The organism is Rhodovulum sulfidophilum DSM 1374, assembly GCF_001633165.1.
In the GTDB taxonomy this organism is placed as follows: Bacteria; Pseudomonadota; Alphaproteobacteria; order Rhodobacterales; family Rhodobacteraceae; genus Rhodovulum; species Rhodovulum sulfidophilum.
This window is the reverse complement of the sequence record NZ_CP015418.1, coordinates 204,403-228,557: the sequence shown is the minus strand read 5'-3', so window position 1 is coordinate 228,557 and position 24,155 is coordinate 204,403. Positions and strand designations below refer to the sequence as shown.

Annotated in this window: 26 protein-coding genes; 20 read left to right on the top strand and 6 right to left on the bottom strand. The window is 65.7% G+C overall.

Annotated elements, in window-relative coordinates:
- Positions 1 to 84 precede the first annotated feature (84 nt).
- From secY to A6W98_RS01055, 18 genes are all read left to right on the top strand, one after another.
- Positions 85 to 1,443: a preprotein translocase subunit SecY gene (gene secY / locus A6W98_RS01145; protein WP_042456791.1), complete on the top strand. Its 1,359-nt coding sequence runs from the start codon at positions 85 to 87 to the stop codon at positions 1,441 to 1,443.
- The gene (locus A6W98_RS01140) at positions 1,440 to 2,084 is read left to right on the top strand and encodes an adenylate kinase (RefSeq protein ID WP_042456788.1); all 645 of its coding nucleotides are present in this window, start codon (positions 1,440 to 1,442) and stop codon (positions 2,082 to 2,084) included. Before secY ends, A6W98_RS01140 begins: the two co-directional genes overlap by 4 nt.
- A 404-nt stretch (positions 2,085 to 2,488) precedes the next feature.
- Complete coding sequence (gene rpsM, locus A6W98_RS01135) at positions 2,489 to 2,857, top strand: 30S ribosomal protein S13 (protein WP_042456785.1); 369 nt, start codon at positions 2,489 to 2,491, stop codon at positions 2,855 to 2,857.
- 15 nt (positions 2,858 to 2,872) lie between these two features.
- Positions 2,873 to 3,262, top strand: a complete 390-nt coding sequence (gene rpsK, locus A6W98_RS01130) for a 30S ribosomal protein S11 (RefSeq protein WP_042456782.1) — start codon at positions 2,873 to 2,875, stop codon at positions 3,260 to 3,262.
- A gap of 116 nt (positions 3,263 to 3,378) precedes the next feature.
- Entirely contained in the window at positions 3,379 to 4,395 is a 1,017-nt protein-coding gene (locus A6W98_RS01125) for a DNA-directed RNA polymerase subunit alpha (RefSeq protein ID WP_042456779.1), read from the top strand.
- Positions 4,396 to 4,517: 122 nt separating this feature from the next.
- Complete coding sequence (gene rplQ / locus A6W98_RS01120) at positions 4,518 to 4,937, top strand: 50S ribosomal protein L17 (RefSeq protein WP_042456775.1); 420 nt, start codon at positions 4,518 to 4,520, stop codon at positions 4,935 to 4,937.
- A 392-nt stretch (positions 4,938 to 5,329) separates the two neighbouring features.
- On the top strand, positions 5,330 to 5,941 hold the full coding sequence (locus tag A6W98_RS01110; protein WP_042456769.1) for an autoinducer binding domain-containing protein: 612 nt from the start codon (positions 5,330 to 5,332) through the stop codon (positions 5,939 to 5,941).
- A gap of 55 nt (positions 5,942 to 5,996) precedes the next feature.
- Positions 5,997 to 6,587: an acyl-homoserine-lactone synthase gene (locus A6W98_RS01105; RefSeq protein ID WP_042456767.1), complete on the top strand. Its 591-nt coding sequence runs from the start codon at positions 5,997 to 5,999 to the stop codon at positions 6,585 to 6,587.
- Between the two features lie 135 nt (positions 6,588 to 6,722).
- A complete protein-coding gene (locus tag A6W98_RS01100) occupies positions 6,723 to 8,111 on the top strand; it encodes a trypsin-like peptidase domain-containing protein (RefSeq protein WP_042456765.1) in 1,389 nt (462 codons plus the stop codon).
- Between the two features lie 23 nt (positions 8,112 to 8,134).
- Positions 8,135 to 9,451, top strand: coding sequence for a replication-associated recombination protein A (locus A6W98_RS01095; RefSeq protein WP_042456763.1), 1,317 nt, complete (start codon positions 8,135 to 8,137; stop codon positions 9,449 to 9,451).
- 31 nt (positions 9,452 to 9,482) lie between these two features.
- On the top strand, positions 9,483 to 9,863 hold the full coding sequence (gene crcB / locus A6W98_RS01090; protein WP_042456760.1) for a fluoride efflux transporter CrcB: 381 nt from the start codon (positions 9,483 to 9,485) through the stop codon (positions 9,861 to 9,863).
- The gene (locus A6W98_RS01085) at positions 9,860 to 10,903 is read left to right on the top strand and encodes an RluA family pseudouridine synthase (protein ID WP_042456756.1); all 1,044 of its coding nucleotides are present in this window, start codon (positions 9,860 to 9,862) and stop codon (positions 10,901 to 10,903) included. Before crcB ends, A6W98_RS01085 begins: the two co-directional genes overlap by 4 nt.
- The gene (locus A6W98_RS01080) at positions 10,900 to 11,571 is read left to right on the top strand and encodes an HAD-IA family hydrolase (protein WP_042456754.1); all 672 of its coding nucleotides are present in this window, start codon (positions 10,900 to 10,902) and stop codon (positions 11,569 to 11,571) included. The genes A6W98_RS01085 and A6W98_RS01080 overlap by 4 nt, the downstream gene beginning before the upstream one ends.
- Entirely contained in the window at positions 11,568 to 12,284 is a 717-nt protein-coding gene (locus A6W98_RS01075; protein ID WP_042456751.1) for an ATP12 family chaperone protein, read from the top strand. The genes A6W98_RS01080 and A6W98_RS01075 overlap by 4 nt, the downstream gene beginning before the upstream one ends.
- 224 nt (positions 12,285 to 12,508) lie before the next feature.
- Positions 12,509 to 13,528 carry an amino acid ABC transporter substrate-binding protein gene (locus tag A6W98_RS01070; RefSeq protein WP_042456748.1) on the top strand — a complete coding sequence of 340 codons (1,020 nt, stop codon included), beginning with the start codon at positions 12,509 to 12,511 and terminating at the stop codon, positions 13,526 to 13,528.
- 152 nt (positions 13,529 to 13,680) lie between these two features.
- A complete protein-coding gene (locus A6W98_RS01065; protein WP_042456745.1) occupies positions 13,681 to 14,937 on the top strand; it encodes an amino acid ABC transporter permease in 1,257 nt (418 codons plus the stop codon).
- A gap of 1 nt (position 14,938) precedes the next feature.
- On the top strand, positions 14,939 to 16,255 hold the full coding sequence (locus tag A6W98_RS01060; protein ID WP_042456742.1) for an amino acid ABC transporter permease: 1,317 nt from the start codon (positions 14,939 to 14,941) through the stop codon (positions 16,253 to 16,255).
- 12 nt (positions 16,256 to 16,267) lie between these two features.
- Positions 16,268 to 17,047 carry an amino acid ABC transporter ATP-binding protein gene (locus A6W98_RS01055; protein WP_042456739.1) on the top strand — a complete coding sequence of 260 codons (780 nt, stop codon included), beginning with the start codon at positions 16,268 to 16,270 and terminating at the stop codon, positions 17,045 to 17,047.
- A gap of 53 nt (positions 17,048 to 17,100) precedes the next feature.
- Here A6W98_RS01055 and A6W98_RS01050 read toward each other — a convergent pair whose 3' ends face one another.
- Complete coding sequence (locus tag A6W98_RS01050) at positions 17,101 to 17,550, bottom strand: GNAT family N-acetyltransferase (RefSeq protein ID WP_042464375.1); 450 nt, start codon at positions 17,548 to 17,550, stop codon at positions 17,101 to 17,103.
- 353 nt (positions 17,551 to 17,903) lie between these two features.
- Here A6W98_RS01050 and A6W98_RS01045 point away from each other — a divergent pair, with 353 nt between their 5' ends.
- Positions 17,904 to 18,275 carry a 2Fe-2S iron-sulfur cluster-binding protein gene (locus A6W98_RS01045; RefSeq protein WP_042456736.1) on the top strand — a complete coding sequence of 124 codons (372 nt, stop codon included), beginning with the start codon at positions 17,904 to 17,906 and terminating at the stop codon, positions 18,273 to 18,275.
- Between the two features lie 45 nt (positions 18,276 to 18,320).
- Here the strand turns inward: A6W98_RS01045 and A6W98_RS01040 are convergent, their stop codons facing one another.
- Both A6W98_RS01040 and argB read right to left on the bottom strand, forming a co-directional pair.
- Complete coding sequence (locus A6W98_RS01040; protein ID WP_042464372.1) at positions 18,321 to 18,827, bottom strand: SixA phosphatase family protein; 507 nt, start codon at positions 18,825 to 18,827, stop codon at positions 18,321 to 18,323.
- 77 nt (positions 18,828 to 18,904) lie between these two features.
- On the bottom strand, positions 18,905 to 19,777 hold the full coding sequence (gene argB / locus A6W98_RS01035) for an acetylglutamate kinase (RefSeq protein WP_231098337.1): 873 nt from the start codon (positions 19,775 to 19,777) through the stop codon (positions 18,905 to 18,907).
- A gap of 115 nt (positions 19,778 to 19,892) precedes the next feature.
- Here argB and A6W98_RS01030 point away from each other — a divergent pair, with 115 nt between their 5' ends.
- On the top strand, positions 19,893 to 20,624 hold the full coding sequence (locus A6W98_RS01030; RefSeq protein WP_042456730.1) for an SDR family NAD(P)-dependent oxidoreductase: 732 nt from the start codon (positions 19,893 to 19,895) through the stop codon (positions 20,622 to 20,624).
- 39 nt (positions 20,625 to 20,663) lie between these two features.
- Here the strand turns inward: A6W98_RS01030 and yihA are convergent, their stop codons facing one another.
- From yihA to yidC, 3 genes are read right to left on the bottom strand one after another with little or no spacing between them, the layout of a single operon-like run.
- Entirely contained in the window at positions 20,664 to 21,317 is a 654-nt protein-coding gene (gene yihA / locus A6W98_RS01025; protein ID WP_042456726.1) for a ribosome biogenesis GTP-binding protein YihA/YsxC, read from the bottom strand.
- Positions 21,314 to 22,060, bottom strand: coding sequence for an MOSC domain-containing protein (locus A6W98_RS01020; RefSeq protein WP_042456723.1), 747 nt, complete (start codon positions 22,058 to 22,060; stop codon positions 21,314 to 21,316). The genes yihA and A6W98_RS01020 overlap by 4 nt, the downstream gene beginning before the upstream one ends.
- On the bottom strand, positions 22,057 to 23,913 hold the full coding sequence (gene yidC, locus A6W98_RS01015) for a membrane protein insertase YidC (protein WP_042456720.1): 1,857 nt from the start codon (positions 23,911 to 23,913) through the stop codon (positions 22,057 to 22,059). Before yidC ends, A6W98_RS01020 begins: the two co-directional genes overlap by 4 nt.
- Between the last annotated feature and the right edge of the window lie 242 nt (positions 23,914 to 24,155).

Sequence of the window (24,155 nt, the reverse complement as noted above, 5' to 3'; positions counted from 1 at the left end):
GCCGCTTAAATCTCCCCTAGTTTTCCAATGCGCCGCCGGAGCCGGAAGACGGCCCGGCGGCGCTGTCCTTGAAAGAGGCTCAGCATGGCATCAGCAGCAGAGCAAATGGCGGCGAACATGAGCTGGGGGGCCTTCGGCAAGGCCACCGAGCTGCGCCAGAGGATCCTGTTCACCCTGGGGCTTCTGATCGTCTACCGGCTTGGCACCTACATCCCCGTTCCCGGCATCGACGGGGCGGCGCTTCGCGACTTCATGGAACGCGCCTCGACCGGGCTCGGCGGCATCCTGTCGATGTTCACCGGCGGCGCGCTGGGGCGGATGGGGATCTTCGCTCTGGGGATCATGCCCTATATCTCGGCCTCGATCATCGTCCAGCTTCTGGCGGCGATGGTCCCGCAGCTCGAGGCGCTCAAGAAAGAGGGCGAACAGGGCCGCAAGAAGATCAACCAGTATACCCGCTACGGCACCGTCTTCCTGGCGGCGTTCCAGGCCTATGGTCTGGCGGTCAGCCTCGAGGCGGGCAGCCTTGCGACCGATCCGGGCTGGTTCTTCCGGGCCTCTACCGTGATCACCATCGTCGGCGGCACCATGTTCCTGATGTGGCTGGGCGAACAGATCACCGCCCGCGGCGTCGGCAACGGCATCTCTCTGATCATCTTCGTGGGGATCATCGCCCAGGCGCCTGCGGCGCTGGCGCAATTCCTCAGCCAGGGGCGGTCGGGGGCGATCCATCCCGGCGTCATCATCGGCGTGCTGATCATGGTCGTGGCGGTGATCGCCTTCGTGGTCTTCATGGAACGCGCGCTGCGCAAGATCCATATCCAGTATCCGCGGCGTCAGGTCGGCATGAAGATGTATGACGGCGGGTCCAGCCACCTGCCCGTCAAGGTGAACCCCGCGGGCGTGATCCCGGCGATCTTCGCCTCGTCGCTTCTGCTGCTGCCGACGACGATCTCGACCTTCTCGGGCGCCCAGACCGGGCCGGTGATGTCGGTGATCCTGGCCTATTTCGGGCCCGGCCAACCGCTTTACCTGCTGTTCTTCTCGGCCATGATCGTGTTCTTCACCTATTTCTACACGTTCAACGTGGCCTTCAAGACCGAGGATGTGGCCGACAACCTGAAGAACCAGAACGGTTTCGTTCCGGGCATCCGGCCCGGCAAGCGGACCCAGGATTATCTCGATTACGTGGTCAACCGGGTGCTTGTGCTGGGCTCTGCCTATCTGGCGCTGGTGTGTCTGCTGCCCGAGATCCTGCGTTCGCAGCTTTCCATTCCGTTCTATTTCGGCGGCACGTCCGTCCTGATCGTGGTCTCGGTGACGATGGACACGATCCAACAGATCCAGTCCCACCTGCTGGCGCATCAGTACGAGGGGCTGATTGAAAAATCGCAACTCAGGCGCAAGCGCAAAGGCGCAAGAAAAGGGACAGCTCGCAGATGAATATCATCCTTCTGGGCCCCCCCGGAGCCGGCAAGGGCACGCAGGCCCGTCGGCTCGTGGAGGAACGGGGCATGACCCAGCTTTCCACCGGCGACATGCTGCGCGAGGCGCGCAGCTCGGGGACCGAGATGGGAAGGAAGGTGGCCGAGGTCATGGATCGCGGCGAATTGGTGACCGACGAGATCGTGATCGGTCTGATCGCCGAGAAGCTCGCGGGGGATGCCGGGGGTGGCTTCATCTTCGACGGGTTCCCGCGGACGCTGGGCCAGGCCGATGCGCTGGGTGCGCTGCTGGACCGGATGGGGCAGAAGCTCGATGCCGTGATCGAGATGCGGGTCGATGACGAGGCTCTGGTGGCGCGGATCACCGCGCGCTCGACCTGCGGCAATTGCGGCGAGGTCTATAACGACCTGACCAAGCCGATCCCGGCCGATGGCAAATGCAGCAAATGCGGCGGCACCGAGTTCAAGCGTCGCGCCGACGACAATGAAGACAGCCTGCGTCAGCGGCTGATGGAATATTACAAGAAGACCTCGCCGCTGATCGGCTATTACTACGCCAAGGGCGATCTGACCGGCGTGGACGGTCTGGGCGAGATCGACGAGGTGTCGGGCGCCATCAAGGCGGTTCTCGACGCCTGAACATTTCGGCCGGACGGTCGTGCCGTCCGGCCGGTCCCGCTTTCTGTGTCCGGGCCGTCTTGAGTGCAGGGCAGGCCGAGCTGGACCGGAAGGCGGATCGCCCCACCGCCGTTGGTTTCGTCCGGTCTTTTGGGACTGGACTGCCGGGCCTGGTTGGGTTGGATTTTGCCGCGGATGGGCTGCAAATCCGCGAGGCGGATCTTGACACGGTATTAATCCCCTTGACGGAGTGCCGGAATCGCCCTAGGCACAGCCTCTCGAATGAGAATCGACCAAATGCCGCAGGGGTGAAGCTGACCCGGCCCGGCGGTCATTCAAGGCGGCCCGGAGGCGACAGGCTTTCGGGCCATAGTTGTGAAAAAAGGTTCTGGAGCGACGGAACCGCAACGAAAGGAAGATAGCGCGTGGCACGTATTGCTGGCGTCAACATCCCCACCGGAAAACGGGTGCCGATCGCCCTGACCTATATCCATGGCATCGGGCATTCCGCCGCCGAGGCCATCTGCGAGGCCGTGGGCATCGAAAAAGGCCGCCGGGTCAATGAGCTCTCGGATGCCGAAGTTCTGTCGATCCGCGAACATATCGACGCCAACCTGACTGTCGAAGGCGACCTGCGCCGCGAGATTCAGATGAACATCAAGCGTCTGATGGATCTTGGCTGCTATCGCGGTCTGCGGCACCGCCGCAACCTGCCGGTGCGCGGCCAGCGGACGCACACCAACGCCCGTACCCGCAAGGGTCCGGCGAAACCCATCGCCGGCAAGAAGAAATAAGGGAGGGCTCGATATATGGCACGCGATAAAACCCGGGTCCGCCGCAAGGAACGCAAGAACATCGCCGCAGGCGTGGCGCATGTGAACTCGTCCTTCAACAACACCAAGATCCTGATCTCGGACGTGCAGGGCAACGCGATCTCGTGGTCGTCCGCCGGCACCATGGGCTTCAAGGGGTCGCGCAAGTCGACGCCCTATGCCGCCCAGATGGCCGCCGAGGATGCCGGCCGCAAGGCTCAGGAACATGGCGTCAAGACCCTTGAAGTCGAAGTTCAGGGCCCCGGCTCCGGTCGTGAAAGCGCGCTGCGCGCGCTGGCGGCTGTCGGCTTCAACATCACGTCGATTCGCGACGTGACCCCGATCGCGCATAACGGCTGCCGTCCGCCGAAGCGCCGCCGGGTCTGATCCCGCATCTTTCGCTCGGGCTGCGCGGTTGCCGCGTGGCCCGAGCCTGTCTTCATTGACCTCGGGCGTCTGCTGCTTCTGGACATGGGCTGCGGGCAGGAATTGAGGAGACACGCATGATCCATAAGAACTGGCAGGAACTCATCAAGCCGACCCAGCTCGAGATCAAGCCTGGCAACGATCCGGCACGGCAGGCGACGGTCGTCGCCGAACCGCTGGAACGGGGCTTCGGTCTGACGCTCGGGAACGCCTTGCGCCGGGTGCTGATGAGCTCGCTGCAGGGCGCGGCCATCACCTCCGTGCAGATCGACAACGTGCTGCACGAGTTCTCCTCGGTGGCGGGGGTCCGCGAGGACGTGACCGACATCGTGCTGAACCTCAAGGGCGTCGCGCTGCGGATGGATGTCGAGGGTCCGAAACGGCTGTCGATCTCTGCCAAGGGGCCGGGCGTGGTCACCGCGGGCGAAATCTCGGAAAGCGCCGGCATCGAGGTTCTGAACCGCGAACACGTGATCTGCCACCTCGACGAGGGCGCAGATCTGTTCATGGAACTGACCGTCAATACCGGCAAGGGCTATGTCGCCGCCGACAAGAACCGGCCCGAGGATGCGCCGATCGGTCTCATCCCGATCGATGCGATCTATTCGCCGGTCAAGAAGGTGGCCTATGACGTGCAGCCGACCCGTGAGGGTCAGGTGCTGGACTATGACAAGCTGGTCCTGAAGATCGAGACCGACGGGTCGGTCTCGCCCGACGATGCCGTGGCCTTCGCCGCGCGCATTCTGCAGGATCAGTTGTCGATCTTCGTCAACTTCGACGAACCGGAATCGGCCAGCCGCGAGGCGGACGATGACGGGCTCGAATTCAACCCGCTTCTGCTGAAGAAGGTGGATGAGCTCGAGCTGTCGGTCCGGTCGGCGAACTGCCTGAAGAACGACAACATCGTCTATATCGGCGACCTGATCCAGAAGACCGAGGCCGAAATGTTGCGGACCCCGAACTTCGGCCGCAAGTCGCTGAACGAGATCAAGGAAGTGCTTTCCGGCATGGGTCTTCACCTCGGCATGGATGTCGAGGAATGGCCGCCGGAGAACATCGAGGAACTGGCCAAGAAATTCGAGGACCAGTTCTGAGATCGGAAGTCGGGGCCGGGCGGCACGCCGTCCGGTCCCATCTGCCCCGGGCAATCCCGCCCCAAGGAGAGTGGTCCCTAACGCAGGGCCGCCGGACAAAGCAAAAGCCAGGAGACTGAAACATGCGTCACGCTCGCGGATACCGCCGCCTCAACCGCACCCATGAACACCGCAAGGCGCTGTTCGCCAACATGGCCGGCTCGCTGATCGAGCACGAGCAGATCAAGACCACTCTGCCCAAGGCCAAGGAACTCAAGCGCATCGCCGACAAGCTGATCACGCTGGGCAAGCGCGGCGACCTGCATGCCCGCCGCCAGGCCGCGTCGCGCCTGAAACAGGACGCCCATGTGGCGAAACTGTTCGATGTGCTGGGCCCGCGCTACGCTGAACGCCAGGGCGGCTATGTCCGCGTTCTGAAGGCCGGCTTCCGCTATGGCGACATGGCGCCGATGGCCATCGTCGAATTCGTCGACCGCGATGTCGATGCGAAAGGGGCCGCCGACCGGTCGCGTCTCGAAGCCGAGGACTCGGCCGAAGACTGAGCCGGTCAGACTGTTTGCCCAAAAATAAGGGGTCCTGCCAACCTGCAGGACCCCTTTCACTTTCTTCGCCACCCCTGGTTCTGAAAGTTTTTTGAAAGCCTCAGGCGGCGTGCAGCCGCCCGGTCAGACAAGTCCCGGTTCCGGTCTGACCCTCTTTCTCAATCAGAGCGCATATGTCGTCGAGCAGGGACTTGATCTGGCCGTCCGCCAGACTGGCTGCACCCGCATATTCCAGCACCTCGCTTCTAAGCGAGCGGGGCAAGCGCATGACACGATTGAATAAAATCGGATGCATCTGCCGCACTGGATAGTCCGTCACACTCGTAAAACACGTCACCTAACCGGGGCTAATTTAAGGTTGACGGGATCTCGGGCAACTTGTCTAAAAAGTCATGTTCGAAAAGTTGATCTTCGACCGGGAGTTGCGGATCCTCGATGCGCTTGCGCCTCAAGGATACAATATCGGCTTGCATATCCGCTTTACCTCGCCACTGATCGCGTTCCAGACCTATGCGGCCGAATGGCTGGCGCATTATACCGAACACGGCTACCTCCTGCGTGACCCCACGGTCGCCTGGGGTTTTTCAACCACCGGCGCGACACGGTGGAGCAATGACAGGATTCCCGACCCTTTCGGCATCTTCCTCAATGCCGCGCGGTTCGGTCTCAAGTACGGCGCAACGATCTCCTGGGGACCCATCACCTCCAGGACCATTGCGAGTGTGGCAAGAGCAGATCGGGAATTCGAGGATGCCGAGATCGCCCAGGTCGAAGCCCTCGTACGTCGTCTTCACGACATGACCGAGCCACCGCAGGAGCTGACCAAGGCTCAGATCGAAGCGCTGAAATGCATTGCGGACGGCGATCGCCACGCAGCTGCTGCCTGCAAGCTGGGAATCTCGGAAAGTGCGCTCAAGGCCAGGCTGTCCTCTGCCCGTCAGAGGCTGATGGCGCGCACCACGGCCGAAGCGATTCAGCGCGCAAAGGACTACAGGCTGCTTTGAACGCAGTCGCCCTCCGCACGGTTTTTACTCACCACCAAACCTGCAGGAGGCACCTATGCAGACCACGACTCTGTCTTTCGAGAACATCCACAACCATGGCGAACTTTTCGCAAACATGCTTCGCGCGAGAAGGGATCTTTTCATCGAGCGCAACAAATGGGATCTGCCCGAAGCGCTGGGGATGGAATACGACCAGTACGACACGCCGGCCAGCCGCTGGGTGGTCGTGCATGACGAACTGGGGCATGTCCTCGCCGGCAACCGGCTGACCCCCACCACGGCGCGTTGCGGCATCTATTCCTACATGATCCGCGACGCCCAGAAGGGGCTTCTGGACACGATCCCGTCGGAGCTCCTCTATGACGAGGCGCCGGTGGGCGAAACCGTCTGGGAAAGCTCGCGCGGCTTCGTCACCCAGAAGGTCCCGCTGCATCAGCGTCGGCCGATCTATTTCAACCTGGTCCAGGAACTGGCGCGCGCGGCGCGGAGCCTGGGCGCCAGCCAGTGTCTGGCATTGCTGAATGCCAATTGGCCGCTCTGGAACAAGCGGGTCGGGATCGACATGACCGCGATGGGCCCGGTGATGGAGATCGACGGGATCCGGAACCAGGTGATTTCCATGAACTTCGCCACCAACCTGCACTAGAGCATCCGGACCGGAAAGGGGGCGGGGCGCGCGTTCGAGACGGGCGCGCCCCGCCCGCGCCGCATCTGGCCGACGTTGAACTCGGGCGCTTGCGGTCGCATATGATCGGCCATGCCGCCGATCCGGAGCGTTCCGATGCCACGTCTTGCCACCCTTCTTTGCCTTCTTCTGATCGCCGGACCGCTTGCGGCCGAAAACCGTCTTCCCGAGAGCCGGGCCGAGATCCAGCTGAGTTTTTCGCCCGTGGTGCGCGAGGCCGCTCCGGCGGTCGTCAACGTTTTCACCAGCCGCGTGGTTGCCGACAGGCCGACGCCCTTCGCGGCCGACCCGTTCTTTTCCGACCTCTTCCGCAATTTCGGCCGGGCCCAGCCGAGGGTCGAGAATGCCTTGGGATCGGGGGTGATCGTGTCACCCGACGGGATGGTGGTGTCGAATTACCATGTCGTGGGTCGTGCCGATCAGATCCGGGTGGTGCTGGCCGATCGGCGCGAATTCGAGGCCGAGGTGCTGCTGGCCGACGAGGAATCCGACCTGGCGGTGCTGCGTCTCGAGGGCGCCCACGACCTGCCCTCCTTGCCGCTGCGGGATTCGGACGAGATCGAGGTCGGCGATCTGGTGCTGGCCATCGGCAACCCGTTCGGGATCGGCCAGACCGTCAGCTCGGGCATCGTCTCGGGGCTGGCCCGCTCGGGCCTCTCGATCGGGGGCGGGCGCGGTTATTTCATCCAGACCGATGCGGCGATCAATCCCGGCAATTCGGGCGGGGCGCTGGTCGACATGGCCGGGCGGCTGGTCGGCATCAATACCGCGATCCTGTCGCGTTCGGGCGGCTCGAACGGTATCGGCTTCGCCATTCCCGCCAATCTGGTCTCGCGTTTCATCGAACAGGCCGAGGCCGGGGCACGGCGGTTCCAGCGGCCCTGGGCCGGGCTTTCGGGCCAGCCGGTCGATGCGGCCCTGGCCGAGGCGCTGGGGATGGACAGCCCGCGGGGCGTGGTGCTGAACGCGCTGCATCCCGAAAGCCCGTTCCGGGCCGCCGGGCTCGGTGTCGGCGATGTCGTCCTGGCGCTGGGGGGCGATCCGGTCAACACCCCGCAGGAAATGCTGTTCCGGCTCTCGGCCGAGGGGATCGGGCGGCAGATCGAGGTCAGCTACCGTCATCGCGGCGCGGCCCGCCCGCAGACGGCCTCGGTCGATCTGGTGGCGCCGCCGGAAACGCCGCCGCGCGACCCGCTGACGATACGCAGGCAAAGCGTGCTGGCCGGGCTGTCTGTGGTGAATCTCAATCCGGCGGTGGTGCAGGAAAACGCACTTCCGGCCGGGCTGAGCGGTGTGCTTGTCACCGATCCGGGCGCGATCGGCGGCCGGGGCGGGCTTGCCCCGGGCGACATCCTGCTGCAGATCAATGATCGCGAGATCCGCTCGACGGCGGATGTGGCGGCGGCGGCGCGCAAGGGCGGGCGCCGCTGGTATGTCGAATATCTGCGCAACGGCCGCCGCGGCGTCTTGCGCTTTCGTGTCTGAGCGCTCTGGCATAGGCTGCCCCGATGACTGATCTTTTCGACCGCACCCCATCTGCCGCTTCCGACCGCGCCGGGCCGCGCCCGCTGGCTGACCGGCTGCGCCCGAGGCGGCTGGCCGAGGTGATCGGTCAGGAACATGTGCTGGGCCCCGAGGCGCCCCTTGGCGTGATGTTGGCGGCCGGTACGCTGTCCTCCCTGATTTTCTGGGGGCCGCCGGGCGTCGGCAAGACCACCATCGCGCGGCTTCTGGCCGACGAGACCGATCTGGCCTTCGTGCAGATCAGTGCGATCTTCTCAGGCGTGGCCGAGCTGAAAAAGGTGTTCGAGGCCGCAAGGCTGCGCCATGCCAACGGGCAGGGCACGCTTCTCTTCGTCGACGAGATCCACCGCTTCAACAAGGCCCAGCAGGACGGCTTCCTGCCGCATATGGAGGATGGCACCATCCTGCTGGTCGGCGCGACCACCGAAAACCCCAGCTTCGAGCTGAACGCGGCGCTTCTGTCGCGGTCGCAGGTGCTGGTGCTGGAACGGCTGGACCCCGCGCATCTGGAGCTTCTGGCGCAGCGGGCCGAACACGAGCTTGGCCGCCCGCTGCCCCTGACCGGCGAGGCCCGGGACGATCTGATCGCCATGGCCGATGGCGACGGCCGGGCGCTTCTGAACCTGATCGAGCAGCTCATGGCCTGGAAGGTGACGGGGCCGCTGGCGCCCGCCGATCTGGCCCGGCGGCTGCAGAAACGCGCGGCGCAATATGACAAGAGCGGCGACGGCCATTACAACCTGATCTCGGCGCTGCACAAGTCGGTCCGGGGCTCGGACCCGGATGCGGCACTGTACTGGCTGACGAGGATGCTCGAAGGCGGCGAGGACCCGCGCTTTCTGGCCCGGCGGATCGTGCGCATGAGCGTCGAGGATATCGGGCTTGCCGATCCGCAGGCGCAGACCGTCTGTCTTGACGCATGGTCGGTCTATGAGAGGCTGGGCTCGCCCGAGGGGGAGCTCGCGCTGGCCCAGGCGGTGGTCTATCTCGCGCTCGCGCCGAAATCGAATGCGGGTTACAGCGCCTACAAGGCGGCGCGGCAGGCCGCGCAGAAGACCGGCTCGGAGCCGCCGCCCAGGCATATCCTGAACGCGCCGACCCGGCTGATGAAGGAACAGGGCTTCGGCGCGGGCTATCAGTACGACCACGATGCCGAAGACGCCTTCTCGGGCCAGAACTACTTTCCCGAAAGCATGAAGCGGGGCGTCTACTACACCCCCGTCGAGCGCGGTTTCGAGCGCGAGCTGAAACGGCGGCTGGACTATTTCTCAAAGCTGCGCGAGCGGCGGCAGGACGGTTGACAAGCCCGCCCGGCGGGGCGATGGGAAGCCCATGACAGGCGCGACACTTCTGCAGGTGGCCCTCGGGGGCGCGATCGGCTCCGTGGGCCGGTATCTTTCCGGTGTGGCGGCCACGTCGCTCCTGGGGCGTGGCTTTCCCTGGGGCACGATCCTCGTCAATGTTCTGGGCTCGTTCCTGATGGGGGTGCTGATCGTGGTTCTGGCAAAAAAGGGCGGCACGTCCTTCGCGCCGTTCTTCCAGATCGGCCTTCTGGGCGGCTTCACCACATTCTCGTCCTTCTCGCTCGATGCGATGACGCTGTTCGAGCGCGGCCAGGCCGAGCTGGCGATCGCCTATGTGGCGGGCTCGCTGATCCTTTCCCTGAGCGCCATCGCGCTCGCCTTCTGGTCGATGCGGAGCCTGCTGGCATGAGTGGCGTTCAAACCCTGACAGTCGCGCGCGGCGATGGCGACCAGCGGCTGGACCGCTGGTTCCGCCGGCTGTTCCCCCATGTCTCGCAGGGCCGGATCGAGAAGCTTTGCCGCAAGGGCGAGATCCGGGTCGATGGCGGCCGGGTCAAGCCCGCGACCCGGCTGGAAGAGGGCCAGCAGGTGCGGGTGCCGCCACTGCCCGATCCGGGCGAGATCGAGGCCGCGCCCAAACCCAAGGTGTCCGAGGCCGATGCCGAGATGATCCGCAGCTGCGTGATCTTTCGCGACGCCCATGTCATCGCGCTGAACAAGCCGCCGGGGCTGCCGGTGCAGGGCGGCAGCGGACAGGCGCGCCATGTCGACGGCATGGGCGAGGCGCTGCGCTTTGGCTATGACGAGAACCCGCGGCTGGTGCACCGGCTCGACCGCGACACCTCGGGCGTGCTGATCCTCGCGCGGACCCGCGCCGTCGCCAGGGATCTGACCGCTGCCTTCCGCGCCCGCGAGACCCGCAAGATCTACTGGGCCGTGGTGGCGGGTGTGCCGCATCCGCGCATGGGCACGATCCGCTTCGGGCTGGTCAAGGCGCCGGGGCATGGCAGCAAGGGCGAGGGCGAGAAGATGCTTTGCATCCATCCCGCCAAGGTCGATCAGACCGAGGGTGCCAAGCGCGCCACCTCGGATTACGCGGTGCTCTCGGCGCTGGGAACGCGGGCCAGCTGGTGCGCGCTGGTGCCGGTCACCGGCCGGACCCATCAGCTGCGCGCGCATATGGCCGAGATCGGCCATCCCATCGTCGGCGACGGCAAATACGGTGGCTCGGGGCAGGAGAATCTGGGCGAGGGCTGGGGCGCGCAGCTGGGCGGCGAGATCAGCCGCAAGCTGCATCTGCATGCCCGCCACCTGTCGCTGACCCATCCGGTGACCGGCGCGCAGCTGAAGCTGACCGCGCCGTTGCCGCCGCATATGAAACGCACCTGGGACATGCTCGGCTGGTCCGAGGCCGATGTGCCGCTTGACCCGTTCGAGGATCTGGAATGACTGCCCGCCGCCTTGCGATCTTCGATGTCGATGGCACGCTCATCGACAGTCAGGCCCATATCGCGGGCGCGATGGAGGCAGCCTTCGCCGCCGAGGGGCTGCCGGTGCCGGCCCATGCCGAGGTTCTTGGCGTCGTCGGCCTGTCGCTGCCGCTGGCGCTCGGGGCGCTGGCCCCCGACGCCCCCGCCGAGCGGCTCGACCGCATGGTCGAGGCCTATCGGCAGGCCTTCTTTTCGCTGAGGGTGGGGCAGGCGGCCTCGCCGCTCTTTCCCGGCGCGGCCGAGGCGCTCGATGCGCTTCTGGCGGTCGACGGCATGGAGCTGGGCATCGCCACCGGCAAGTCCCGGCGCGGGCTCGACGCGATTCTCGCCTCGCATGAGCTCGGGGGGTATTTCGCGACCCGGCAGGTGTCGGACGACCATCCCTCGAAGCCGCATCCCTCGATGGTGCTGGCCGCGCTGGCCGAGACCGGCGTCGCGCCGGAACGGGCGGTGATGATCGGCGATACCGAATTCGACATGGAGATGGGCCGCGCCGCGGGCGTGCGTACGCTGGCCGTGGCCTGGGGCTATCACCCGGCCGAACGGCTGGGCGCGGCCGACGCGGTGGTCGAGCGTTTCGCGGACCTGCCCGCGGCGGTGCTGGCGCTGGTGGGAGAGACGGCATGAGCGAATGGGCGCTGAAACGGTTCTGGACCGAGGCGGGCGTTGCCCCGGCCGAGGATGGCTTTGCCGTCCTGCTCGACGGGCGTCCGGTCAAGACCCCCGCCAAGCGCTCGCTTGCGGTGCCGACCCGCGCCATGGCCGAGGCCGTGGCGGCCGAATGGGATGCGCAGGAAGATCAGGTTGCGCCGCTGAGCATGCCGGTCACCCGGGCGGCCAATGCCGCCATCGACAAGGTCATGGAACAGCGTGCCGAAGTGGCCGAACTGATTGCCGCCTATGGCGAAAGCGACCTGCTTTGCCATCGCGCCGAGAGCCCTGCGGAACTGGTCCGCCGCCAGGCCGAGAGCTGGGACCCGCTGCTGGCCTGGGCCGCCTCGACGCTGGGAGCGCCGTTGGAGCCCACCCCGGGTGTGATCCCGAGGCCGCAGCCCCCCGAGAGCCTGTCGCGGTTGCGGAGCCGGGTTGCCGGGCTCGATGCGTTCGAACTGACCGCTCTGCACGATCTGGTCGGGCTGTCCGGCTCGCTGGTGATCGGGCTTGCCGCGGCCGAGGGGCTCGAGCCGCCCGAACGGCTCTGGGAGCTGTCGCGGATCGACGAGACCTGGCAGCAGGAGCAATGGGGCCTCGATGACGAGGCCGCCGAGGTCGCCGCGGCCCGGCAGCGCGACTTCCTGCAGGCACGCCATTTCCTCGATCTTGCGCGGGCAGCGCTCTGATCCCCGCACCGTGTTCCGCACTGCTTAAATCGTGAGCAGGCGGCGCCGGCCGCACCCCGATGGTTGTGCGAGAGGCGCGAAATCTCCTGTGCACTTGACCTGACGGCGGTATTTTGCCCAGACTTGAGGCGCTGAGGGGGTTGGGTTCTCTCATTGTCATGCCCCTGCCGTGCCGGGGGACCTTAAAGCCGTAAGAACGGACTGATATTCAGGAAGAGGTGAAAATGAAGAAATCCATTATTCCCGGCGCGCTGACCATGGTGGCCTGCGCCGCGGCGTCAGCGGGCGCGGCAACGCTTGACGATGTCAAGGCGCGCGGCAAGCTGAACTGCGGCACCAATACGGGCCTCGTCGGTTTCGCGGCGCCGGATGCGAATGGCGACTGGCAGGGCTTCGACGTGGCGGTCTGTCGCGCGGTGGCCGCCGCCGTGCTGGGGGATTCCTCGGCCGTCGAATTCGTCCCCACCACTGGCAAGACCCGGTTCACCGCCCTCGCCTCGGGCGAGATCGACATGCTGGTGCGCAACACCACCTGGACCTTTTCGCGCGATGTCGACCTCAAGTTCACCTTCGTCGGCGTCAATTATTACGACGGTCAGGGCTTCATGGTGCCGAAGGCGCTGGGCGTCAGCTCGGCCAAGGAACTCGACGGCGCGACCGTCTGCATACAGACCGGGACCACGACTGAACTGAACCTCGCGGATTTCTTCCGCGTCAACAATATCAGCTACGAGCCGGTCCCGATCGAGACTAACGAGCAGGCCCAGCAGCAATATCTGGCCGGGGCCTGCGACGTCTACACCACCGATGCCTCGGGTCTGGCCGCGACGCGCGCCACCTTCGAGGATCCCTCGGCGCATGTGGTCCTGCCCGAGATCATCTCGAAAGAGCCGCTGGGCCCGCTGGTGCGCCATGGCGACGATGAATGGGCCGATATCGTCCGCTGGACGCTGAACGCGCTGATCGCCGCCGAGGAATACGGCGTGACCTCGGCCAATATCGACGAGCTGACCGCGACGGTCACCACCAATCCCGAGGTCAACCGTCTGCTCGGCACCGAGGGCGCCCTCGGAGGGATGCTCGGCCTGTCGCCCGACTGGGCGGTCAAGGCGATCAAGGCCGGTGGAAATTACGGCGAGCTGTTCGAGAAATATATCGGCCAGAACACCCCCATCGGCCTGGCGCGGGGGCTGAACGCGCAATGGACCGATGGCGGGCTGATGTACGCACCGCCCTTCCGGTAAGGCAGTTTCGAAGGGCGCGGCAAACTCCGCGCCCTTCGCGTATCCGGACCAGATAAAACAGGAATCCCGGTAAGGATCCAGGGAGGAGGCGCGGCCATGTCGGTCGGCGCAGGGTCGCGCTTTGCCGGGAGGGAGCTACAGGGAGCGCCCGCATGACCAGCCATCCGGACCTACCGCGCGAGACGTTCCGTCTGCGCATGCTGATCTTCGATACCCGCTACAGGTCGCTGACGATCCAGATCGTCACGCTGGCCGGTTTCATGCTGCTGGTGAGCTGGATGATCAGCAATACCGTGCAGAACCTCGCCGAGCTTGGCAAGCCGATCGAGTTCGGCTTCCTCGGGAACCAGGCGCAATATGACATCAACCAGACGCTGATCGCCTATACCAGCCGCGACACCCATCTCAGGGCGGCCGTGGTGGGGCTTCTGAACACGCTGCTGGTGGCCTTTCTCGGCTGCGCCCTCGCCACCGTCATGGGCGTGACGATCGGGGTGCTGCGGCTGTCGCGCAACTGGCTCGTCGCGCGGCTGATGACCGTCTATGTCGAGATCTTCCGCAATGTGCCGGTCCTGCTCTGGATCCTGTTCTTCATGGCGATCCTGATCGAGAGCCTGCCGCCGCCCAATGCCTTTCGCGGCGAGGATGCCACCGCCTCGATGCTCTTGGGCGACAGCGTGGCGCTGACCAATCGCGGCTTCTATATCCCCGAGCCGCTGTTCTCGCGCAGCCTCGGCGACCTGTCGGTCTTCGGCGCCTTCGAGATCAGCCTGGATCTGGTGGCGTTCCTTGCGGTTCTGGCGGCCGGGCTCTGGGTCTCGGCGCGGATCCGGGCGCGGGCCGACCGGATCCAGAACCGGACCGGGCTTCGGCCCACGACCTGGTATCTGCGCCTTGGCGTGGTCGTGCTGCCGCTCTTGATCCTGCTGGCGGCGCTGGGCTTCCATCTGGGCTATCCCGAACTGAGGGGCTTCAACTTCCGCGGCGGGATCTACATGCGGAATTCGCTGATCGCGCTTTGGCTGGCTCTCAGCTTCTATACCGCGGCCTTCATTGCCGAGATCGTCCGTGGGGGGATCCTCGCGATCTCGAAGGGCCAGACCGAGGCTGCGGCGGCGCTGGGGCTTCGGCCGAACCGGATCATGTCGCTGGTGATCCTGCCGCAGGCGCTCAGGGTCATCATCCCGCCGCTGATCTCGCAATATCTGAACCTGACCAAGAACTCGTCGCTGGCGATCGCGGTGGGCTACATGGACATCACCGGCACGCTGGGCGGCATCACCATGGGTCAGACCGGGCGCGAGCTGGAATGCGTGCTGCTGATGATGCTGTTCTATCTGGCGATCTCGCTGGTCATCTCGACGGCGATGAACTGGTACGATGCCAGGGTCCGGCTGGTGGAGCGGTGAGATGAGCGACGCCCCGTCCCACGACACCGCCTTCGTCCGCGACGCGATGCTGCCGCCCGCGCCCGCGCCCGCCAGTTCGGTCGGCCCGCTCGGATGGCTGCGCCGGAACCTGTTCTCGTCCTGGCTGAACGCGGCGCTGACCCTGCTTTCGCTGGCTCTGGTTGCCTGGCTTCTGGCCGCGGTCCTGCCCTGGATCGTCCATTCCAGCTGGACCGCCAGTTCGCTTTCCGAATGCCGCGCGCAGATCAAGGAGGCCTACGGTCCCGAGGCCAGCGGCGCCTGCTGGGCGGTGATCCGCGAACGCTGGGCGCAACTGATCTTCGGCTTCTACCCGTCCGAGCTCTACTGGCGCCCGATCCTGGCCTTCGGCATCGCGCTGGGCGGGATGGCGCCGGTGCTGTTTCCCGGGTTTCCGCGCAAGGTGCTTTACCTGTCGGGGGCGGCGCCCTTTCTGGTGCCCTGGCTGCTCTGGGGCGGGACGGTCTGGCTGCCGGTAGCGGTCGCTCTGGGCTTCGTGCTGGGCTATGCCGCCTTCCGGCTGGTGACGCCGTTCGGCGGCGCGATCCTCGGCACCATCGCGGCCGCGCTTGTGCCGGTCATGTGGTGGTTCTGGCTGGCGGGCCCGGCCTCGGGGCAGCTGCAGGCCGTTCTGCCCTTGGGGATCGAGCCGGTCTCGAGCCGCAGTTTCGGCGGCTTCATGCTGTCGATCACCATCGGCGTGACGGCGATCACCCTGTCGCTGCCTTTCGGCATCCTGCTGGCGCTGGGCCGGCAATCGCGGATGCTCATCGTCAAGTCGATCTGCGTCGGGGTCATCGAGTTCGTCCGCGGCGTGCCGCTGATCACGCTGCTTTTCGTGGCCTGGCTTCTGCTGAACTATTTCATGCCGCCGGATACCAATTTCGACATCGTGCTGCGCGTCATCATCATGGTGACGCTGTTCGCCTCGGCCTATGTCGCCGAGGTGATCCGGGGCGGGCTGGCGGCCTTGCCCCGGGGCCAGTACGAGGCGGCCGACGCGCTCGGGCTCGATTACTGGAAGGCGCAGCGGCTGATCATCATGCCACAGGCGCTGAAGATCTCGATCCCCGGGATCGTCTCGACCTTCATCGGCGTCTTCAAGGATACCACGCTGGTCTCGATCATCGGTCTGCTCGATCCGGTCGGCTTCTCGAACTCGATCCGGGCCGATGTCAACTGGAACGGCATCGTCTGGGAGCTTTACGGCTTCATCGCGGCGCTGTTCTTCGTCTTCTGTTTCTCCATGTCCCGCTACTCGATGTATCTGGAGCGCAGGCTCCGGACCGAGCACCGCTGAGGAGGTCCCGCCATGTCCGACCCTGTCATCGACCCGTCCCGGCCGGCCGTTTCGGAGGAGGTCGCCATCGACATCCTTGGCATGAACAAGTGGTACGGGGCCTTCCATGTGCTGCGCGACATCAACCTGACGATCTACAAGGGCGAACGCATCGTCGTCTGCGGCCCCTCGGGCTCGGGCAAGTCGACCCTGATCCGCTGCATCAACCGGCTGGAGGACCACCAGGCGGGCAGGATCGTCGTCGAGGGGATCGAGCTGACCAGTGACCTGAAGCATATCGATCAGGTCCGCTCCGAGGTCGGGATGGTGTTCCAGCAGTTCAACCTGTTCCCGCATCTGACGATCCTGGAAAACTGCACGCTGGCGCCGATCTGGGTGCGCAAGGTGCCGAGAAGGGAAGCAGTGGACATCGCCATGTCCTATCTCGAAAAGGTCCGGATCCCCGAACAGGCCAATAAATATCCGGGCCAGCTGTCGGGCGGCCAGCAGCAGCGGGTCGCCATCGCGCGGGCGCTGTGCATGCGGCCCAACATCATGCTGTTCGACGAGCCGACCTCGGCACTCGACCCCGAGATGATCAAGGAGGTGCTCGACACCATGATAGCGCTTGCCGAAGAGGGCATGACGATGATCTGCGTCACTCATGAGATGGGATTTGCCCGGCAGGTGGCGAACCGGGTGATCTTCATGGATCAGGGCCAGATCGTCGAGCAGAACGCGCCCGAGGCCTTCTTCAACGCGCCGCGCTCCGAGCGAACCAGACTGTTTCTCAGCCAGATCCTCGGTCACTGAGACGAACGGGCAGGAACGGCGCGGGAGAGCGATCTCCCGCGCCGCGCTCCGTGTCAGGCTTCCCGCCGCAGCCGCAAGGTCTCGAAGGGCAGCCCCTCGTCGTCATCGGGCCGGCGCGAGACCTCGACGAAGCCGAGCCCGCGATAGAAGGCGCAGGCCCGGGCATTGGCGCTGTAGACCTCAAGTTCCAGCCGGCCCTTCAGCCCGGCCGCATGGGCGACAAGCGCACGGCCGATGCCCTGGCCCTGCTGTTCGGGGGCCACGAAAAGCCCGCCGATGAACGCCCCCAGAAGGCCGATGAAACCCACGGGCCGGTCCTGCCGACAGGCAAGCCAGAGCTCGGAGCCGGGCAGGTATTGCGTCTCGATGAGCTTGCGCTGGGCGCGCAGCCTGTCCTCGCCGAGAAAACCATGGGCCTCGCGCGAGGCGGCGTACCAGATTGCCGAAAGCCGGGCATGGTCGCCCGGCCGCGGCGCGCGGATGAGAATGTCGGATTGTGTCATCTGTTTTTCCGAAAGTTGGATATGCGTCTTGATCGGGCCCGCTTGCCGGGCGCCGGGGCGAACCGCGTCCTGCGGTGTCACGACTGATCGCTGCGCATATCTCTCCTTCTTCCGTCAGGGCCGATCATCGCCCCTTCGCCGTCCGGGCGCAAGGCCTGGCCCCGGGCCTGTCGGCTTTGCCCGACAGCCCTGTCGTCTTCCGCACATGCCGCCGGGGAATGACGCGGTTTCAACGGGCTGGCCGTGGCACGGAACCTGCTTCCCATCTGGTGGAGACGTGCGACCGGTTCGAACCGACATCCGCCTTCCGCCCTTTCGCGGGGCGGCGGGCCCAAGCCAAGGACGTATACGACATGGCGATCATCACCTTTACCTCTCCGCAGATGCACAAGGACAAGACGGTCTATGGCGTGGCGGGAGATACCAAGACGATCCTCGCGCTGGCCGAGGACAACAGGATCCCGATCCCCTTCGACTGCCGCGACGGGAATTGCGGTTCCTGCCTGATCGAGGTCAGCTATGACAATCCCGCCGACAAGAAGGCGATCATGCTGACCGAGAAGGAAAAGCAGAAGCTCAAGGAACTCGGCAAGCTGACCCAGCAGGAAATCGACGATGCCGAGGTGCGCGACATGCCGCCGCGCTATCGTCTGGCCTGCCAGTTCATCGCCCGCGACGAGGATGTCACCGTCAGCTTCTCGGGCATGCCGGGAGGGTCCGACTGATCCGGGCGGCCAAGGCCGCGGCGGCGCCTTGCCGTCGCCGCGGGATCAGCCGTCGAGCTGCTTGGGCGTGATGAAATCGACCAGCCGGCCGGTTCCGAAGTCGACCTCGGTCCAGTCGTCCAGGTCGAATTCCGCGACGAGCGTGGCGCAGGTGGGAAAGTTTGCAAAACGCGGCAGTTCGGGCGGGGCTTCCAGCAGGCGGGCCGCGAAATCGGCGATGCCGGGATTGTGGCCCAGCAACAAAACCGGCGATGCCGCGCAATTGTTCAGGGTCTCCAGCATCCGCTCGGCCGGTGCGTGGTAAAGCCCGGGATCGCGCCGCATGACGCTGGACTCGCCCAGCAAAGGCGCCATCCGGTCCCAGGTTTCCAGCGTGCGGCAGGAGGTCGAGCTGACCACTTCGGCCGGCACATGGTCGCGCTCGGCCAGCCAGCGACCGATTTTCGGCGCCGCCTCGCGGCCGCGCGCGTTCAGCGGACGGTCATGATCGTCCTGGCTCGGGTCGTCCCAACTCGATTTCGCATGTCGGACGAGGATCAGGCGCAAACTCATCGGCAGGCCGCTTTGCTTGTCGCGGGTCGGGGGCATCCTGTCACAGCCTGTCGCTCCGGGCCAGCAGGTTCGCTGCGTCAGGGACGCGGCGCGCGGATCAGCGAGCCCGCCCCGTGATCGGTGAAAAGCTCCAGAAGGCAGGCATTGGGCGCGCGACCGTCGAGGATGACCACCGCGCGCACGCCGCCCTCGATCGCCGACAGCGCGGTTTCGGTCTTCGGGATCATGCCGCCCGCGATCACGCCCGAGGCGGTCATCTCGCGGATATTGTCGGGGGTCAGCTCGGTCATGACGCGGCCCGAGGCATCCTTGACGCCGGAGACATCGGTCAGCAGCAGCAGCCGGTCGGCCTTCAGCGCCGCCGCGATGGCGCCCGCCGCGGTATCGCCGTTGATGTTGAAGGTCTCGCCCGCGCGCCCGGCGCCAAGCGGGGCCACGACCGGGATCATTCCCGCGGCAAAGAGCTGGTGCAGCACCTCGGGGTTCACCTCGGTGGGCGCCCCGACGAATCCCAGCGACGGATCGGCCTGGTCGCAGACGATCAGCCCCGCATCCTTGCCCGAGAGCCCGACCGCCTTGCCGCCCTGATCGTTGATCGCCTGGGCAATGCGCTTGTTGACCCGTCCCGAAAGCACCATCTCGACCACCTCGACGGTGGCGGCATCGGTCACCCGCTTGCCCTTGACGAATTCCGACACCACGCCGAGCTTGGCCAGCATCTCGTTGATCATCGGCCCGCCGCCATGGACGATCACCGGGTTCACGCCGACCTGCCGCATCAGCACGACATCGCGGGCGAAGCTCTCCATCTCGGCATCGTCGCCCATGGCATGGCCGCCGAACTTTATGACGACGATGGCGCCGGTATAGCGCTGAAGATAGGGCAGCGCCGCGGACAATGTCCGGGCGGTGGCGATCCAGTCGCGATTCATGGCGGTCTGTCTTCTCATTCTGCGGGTCCGTCCAATGACCGTCTGTTAGCGCCTGCGCGTCCTCAGGCCAAGGGTGATTGTCTTTTGGCGCGCCGGGCTTACGTTGATCAGGCCGCAGAACGGGAAAGGTGCGATGGAACAGAGGGTAATGTTGCTGACCGGAGCGAGCCGGGGTATCGGGCATGCGACGGTCAAGCGCTTTTCGGCCGAAGGCTGGCGGGTTCTGACCTGTTCGCGCCATCCCTTCGACTCGCGCTGTCCCTGGCCCGGCGGGGCCGAGAACCATGTCCAGATCGATCTGGCCGATCCGGCCATGACCAAACGCGCCATCGAGGTGGTGCGCGGCAAGCTGACCGGGGGCAAGCTGCATGCGCTGGTCAACAATGCCGGGATCTCGCCCAAGACCGAGGAGGGCGGGCGGCTCAATACGCTGGAAACCGACATGCGGACCTGGGGGCAGGTCTTCAACGTGAACTTCTTCGCCTCCATCGTGCTGGCACGCGGGCTGCAGGACGAACTGGCCGCGGCCCGGGGCGCCATCGTCAATGTCACCTCGATCGCGGGCAGCCGCGTGCATCCCTTCGCGGGCGCGGCCTATTCCACCTCGAAAGCCGCGTTGGCTGCGCTGACCCGCGAGATGGCGCATGATTTCGGCCCGCTGGGTGTCCGGGTGAACGCGATCGCGCCCGGAGAGGTCGAAACCTCGATCCTGAGCCCCGGCACCGAGAAGATCGTCGAAGGTCTGCCGCTGCGCCGTCTGGGCCAGCCCGAGGAAGTGGCCAGCGTGATCCATTTCCTCTGTTCGGAGGAGGCAAGCTACGTCACCGGCACCGAGATCGAGGTCAACGCGGGCCAGCACGTCTGAGCCGCCCGCGAGGCGGGCCTTACAAGACGGGGCGTTGTCCTAGGCGATGCCCTCGACGGTCGCGCGCAGGGTGGGGATCCCGTCGCCCTTCTCGGACGAGCTCAGAATGATCTCGGGGAAGGCGGCGGGGTGACGCGCCAGCGAGGCCCGGACCTGGTCCAGCACCTTGTCGCGCTCGGCGACCTTCACCTTGTCGGCCTTGGTCAGCACCGTCTGGAAGGTCACCGCGGCGCCGTCGAGCAGCTTCATGATCTCGTCATCGACCGGCTTCACCCCGTGGCGCGCATCGATCAGCACGAAGGCCCGGCGCAGCGTCTGACGCCCGGCCAGATAGGCCTTGAGCAGGCGCTGCCATTTCTCGACCACCTTCAGCGGCGCCTCGGCATAGCCATAGCCCGGCAGGTCGACGAGGTAATGGCTTTCGCCCAGGGTGAAATAGTTGATCTCCTGGGTCCGCCCGGGCGTGTTCGAGGCCCGCGCTAGCGCCTTGCGCCCGGTCAGCGCGTTGATCAGGCTCGACTTGCCCACGTTGGACCGCCCGGCAAAGCAGATCTCGGGCCGGTCGGCGGGCGGCAGCCCGTCCATCGCGACCACGCCTTTCAGGAATTCGACGGGGCCCGCGAACAGCTTGCGTCCGCGTTCGGCGGCCTCGGCATCGGGTTCGGGCGTCAGCGGGAAGGGAAGGGGGGTCATAGCGCCTCCAGAGCGTCGCCAAGGGCTACGCGGCCGCCCTCGATCACCTCGGCATAGACGCCGAATTGCTTGTGCCCCCAGCCGGCCTGCAGCGCGCCCAGCGTGTCGGCGTCGCGTTCGCCGGTTTCGGGGTTGGCGGCCGTCGCCATGCAGCGGGTGATGCGCTCGCGCACCTCGATCACCGCCCGGCCCAGTCGGATCTTGCGTCCGACCCAGTCGAATTCGGCGAAGGGGGTGAGCCCCTCGATCCAGAAATTGCCGCGGAAGCGCAGCGGCGACAGCGCCTGGCCGAGCTGTCCGGACAGGGCCTCGAGCGACGCCAGCCCCAGGAGGCTGACCGAGGGAAAGGCGCTGTCGGTCATGCCGCGCCCCGGGGCCCGGACGATCCGGGTCGAGGCGGCGCGGTCTGCGGGCATCAGCGGGGCGACCCAGTCGATCAGGGCGGCGGCCTCGCTGTCGGGAGAAAAGCTCAGCTCGGGCCGGTCGGGATGGGTCAGGGTCACTTGCCCCGCCGCCTCGTCCAGCTGCGCGCCGATGGCCATAAGCTGCGGCGCCTTCGCCCCGCGCGAGAAATTCGCACAGGGCGCCCAGCCGGTTCCGTCCGCCCGCGACGCCTCATGCGCCACGGCCCAGGTGCGGTCCCAGGGAAGGGTGCGGCCGGCCTGAAGATCCACCGCCTCCAGCGCCTCGGCGCCGTGGCCCTTGATCGGGTGGCGATAGATCCGGGCCAGCCGTGCCGTCATTTGTGCTCCGGTTCCGGCTTCTTCTTGCGGAAGCTCGACCTGATATTGCCCAGCACGTCGGGGTGGAAGCCGTGGATGCGCATGATCACATATTGCTGGATGAAGGTGATCGTGTTGTTGCAGATCCAGTACAGCACCAGCCCGCTGGCGAAGTTGCCCAGCATGAACATGAACACCCAGGGCAGCCAGGCGAAGACCATGGCCTGGGTCGCATCGGTGGGGGTCGGGTTCAGCTTCTGCTGCAGCCACATCGAGATCCCGAGCAGGATCGGTAGCACACCGAGCGACAGGATCGCGAAGAACGAGCCCGGTTCCGGCGGCGCATAGGGCAGCAGGCCGAACAGGTTAAGGATCGAGGACGGATCGGGCGCCGAGAGGTCATGGATCCAGCCGATCCACGGCGCATGGCGCAGCTCGATGGTGACGAAGATCACCTTGTAGAGCGAGAAGAAGATCGGGATCTGCACGAAGAGCGGCAGACAGCCCGCGGCGGGGTTCACCTTCTCTTTCTTGTAGAGCGTCATCATCTCCTGCTGCAGCTTCTGGCGGTCGTCGCCGCAGCGTTCCTTCAGCTCTTCCATCTTGGGCTGAAGTTCCTTCATCTTCGCCATCGAGCTGTAGGACTTGTAGGCCAGGGGCAGGACGATCGCCTTGATGATGACGGTCAGGAGGATGATCGACCAGCCCATCGAGCCCGGCACGCCAAGGCCCGACATCGCCCCGTTCAGCCAGTGCAGCACGCGGAAGATCGGTTTGGTGAAGAAGAAGAACCAGCCCCAGTCGATCGAGTCGATGAAGCGGAAGATGCCGTCATCCTTCTGGTAATGGTGGATCGTCTCCCATTCCTTGGCGCCCGCGAACAGCATGGTCGAAGTGCTCTCGGTGGCACCGGCGGCCACGTCCACGACCGGCAGCCGCGCCTCGACCTGATAGATGTCGGGCCCCTGGACGTATTTGGCGACCGAGGTGAAGGGCTGACCCGGCTCGGGGATCAGCGTGGTCATCCAGTATTTGTCGGTGAAGCCGATCCAGCCGTTCTCCTGAACGTCGGTGACCTCGGCATTGGCCCTTTCGCGCTCGACATAATCCATGTCGGGCATCTTCTTGTACTTGATCTCTTCCAGCTCGCTGTCGGTCTGCCGGACCACGCCCTCGTGCAGGATGTAGAAGCGGCTGCCCTCGGGCTGGCCATGGCGCGCGACGATGCCGTAGGGCGCAAGGCGCACGGTCTCGCCGGTGGCGTTCTCGACGCTTTGCTCGACCGTGAACATGTAGTTCTCGTCGATGCTGATGGTGCGATGGAAGGTCAGACCCTTGCCATTGTTCCAATGCATCGAGACGGGGCTGTCGACCGACAGCGCGTCGTTGCCGTCGAGGGTCCAGAGCGTGTTGGCCCCGGGGACGTCCTCATAGCCAAGGCTGCCCGCGGGCGCCCAGCCATAAAGCGCGTAATAGGGCCGCTCGGTCCCGACCGGCTCAAGCAGCGAGACAAGCGGCGAGTCCGGATCGAGCGTCTCGTGATAGTCTTTCAGCGACAGCCGGTCGATGCGTCCGCCCAGAAGCGAGATCGACCCGGTCAGGCGCGGCGTCTCGATCGAGAGCCGGGGCGCCTCGGCGGCCAGCGAGGGGGCGGCGGTTTCGGGCGTGCTGGCCGCGCCGCTGCCCTGAGGCGCCGGAGGGGCCACGGCCAGGTCGGGCGCGGTCGCGCCGCTGCCGGTCTGCTCGGTCGTCGTGACGGCGTCCTGTTCCTCGACCGGTGCCTGCTGTTCCGGCGGGAATAACAGGAACCACCCGAGGATCACCAGGAAGCTGAGCGCCGTTGCGAGTATGAGATTCTTGTTCTGATCGTCCATGGCAGACCGCCACCCCGTCCTTTGAAAGGTGTGGCTGCTTCAACAGATTGAGGCCGGTGAGGTCAAGTCGTTTTGCCGACGCACGGCATATGAGGGCAGTGCCCGCCTTTGGCATCTGTCCGCACTCGCCCCCGCCGATCGCCCTTTTTGGACGCTCCGTCGGGGTATTTGGACCAAGAAGAAGACACATGCCTGCTTCTTCTTGGAAAAATACCCAAATTCCCGGCCTCGCAACGGGCGAG

Bases quoted from the DNA above. Each gene is read 5' to 3' on its own strand.
- secY (WP_042456791.1), top strand. From the start codon at position 85: ATGGCATCAGCAGCAGAGCAAATGGCGGCGAACATGAGCTGGGGGGCC.
- A6W98_RS01140 (WP_042456788.1), top strand. From the start codon at position 1,440: ATGAATATCATCCTTCTGGGCCCCCCCGGAGCCGGCAAGGGCACGCAG.
- rpsK (WP_042456782.1), top strand. From the start codon at position 2,873: ATGGCACGCGATAAAACCCGGGTCCGCCGCAAGGAACGCAAGAACATC.
- A6W98_RS01125 (WP_042456779.1), top strand. From the start codon at position 3,379: ATGATCCATAAGAACTGGCAGGAACTCATCAAGCCGACCCAGCTCGAG.
- rplQ (WP_042456775.1), top strand. From the start codon at position 4,518: ATGCGTCACGCTCGCGGATACCGCCGCCTCAACCGCACCCATGAACAC.
- A6W98_RS01110 (WP_042456769.1), top strand. From the start codon at position 5,330: ATGTTCGAAAAGTTGATCTTCGACCGGGAGTTGCGGATCCTCGATGCG.
- A6W98_RS01105 (WP_042456767.1), top strand. From the start codon at position 5,997: ATGCAGACCACGACTCTGTCTTTCGAGAACATCCACAACCATGGCGAA.
- A6W98_RS01100 (WP_042456765.1), top strand. From the start codon at position 6,723: ATGCCACGTCTTGCCACCCTTCTTTGCCTTCTTCTGATCGCCGGACCG.
- A6W98_RS01095 (WP_042456763.1), top strand. From the start codon at position 8,135: ATGACTGATCTTTTCGACCGCACCCCATCTGCCGCTTCCGACCGCGCC.
- crcB (WP_042456760.1), top strand. From the start codon at position 9,483: ATGACAGGCGCGACACTTCTGCAGGTGGCCCTCGGGGGCGCGATCGGC.
- A6W98_RS01085 (WP_042456756.1), top strand. From the start codon at position 9,860: ATGAGTGGCGTTCAAACCCTGACAGTCGCGCGCGGCGATGGCGACCAG.
- A6W98_RS01080 (WP_042456754.1), top strand. From the start codon at position 10,900: ATGACTGCCCGCCGCCTTGCGATCTTCGATGTCGATGGCACGCTCATC.
- A6W98_RS01075 (WP_042456751.1), top strand. From the start codon at position 11,568: ATGAGCGAATGGGCGCTGAAACGGTTCTGGACCGAGGCGGGCGTTGCC.
- A6W98_RS01070 (WP_042456748.1), top strand. From the start codon at position 12,509: ATGAAGAAATCCATTATTCCCGGCGCGCTGACCATGGTGGCCTGCGCC.
- A6W98_RS01065 (WP_042456745.1), top strand. From the start codon at position 13,681: ATGACCAGCCATCCGGACCTACCGCGCGAGACGTTCCGTCTGCGCATG.
- A6W98_RS01060 (WP_042456742.1), top strand. From the start codon at position 14,939: ATGAGCGACGCCCCGTCCCACGACACCGCCTTCGTCCGCGACGCGATG.
- A6W98_RS01055 (WP_042456739.1), top strand. From the start codon at position 16,268: ATGTCCGACCCTGTCATCGACCCGTCCCGGCCGGCCGTTTCGGAGGAG.
- A6W98_RS01050 (WP_042464375.1), bottom strand. From the start codon at position 17,550: ATGACACAATCCGACATTCTCATCCGCGCGCCGCGGCCGGGCGACCAT.
- A6W98_RS01045 (WP_042456736.1), top strand. From the start codon at position 17,904: ATGGCGATCATCACCTTTACCTCTCCGCAGATGCACAAGGACAAGACG.
- A6W98_RS01040 (WP_042464372.1), bottom strand. From the start codon at position 18,827: ATGAGTTTGCGCCTGATCCTCGTCCGACATGCGAAATCGAGTTGGGAC.
- argB (WP_231098337.1), bottom strand. From the start codon at position 19,777: ATGAGAAGACAGACCGCCATGAATCGCGACTGGATCGCCACCGCCCGG.
- A6W98_RS01030 (WP_042456730.1), top strand. From the start codon at position 19,893: ATGGAACAGAGGGTAATGTTGCTGACCGGAGCGAGCCGGGGTATCGGG.
- yihA (WP_042456726.1), bottom strand. From the start codon at position 21,317: ATGACCCCCCTTCCCTTCCCGCTGACGCCCGAACCCGATGCCGAGGCC.
- A6W98_RS01020 (WP_042456723.1), bottom strand. From the start codon at position 22,060: ATGACGGCACGGCTGGCCCGGATCTATCGCCACCCGATCAAGGGCCAC.
- yidC (WP_042456720.1), bottom strand. From the start codon at position 23,913: ATGGACGATCAGAACAAGAATCTCATACTCGCAACGGCGCTCAGCTTC.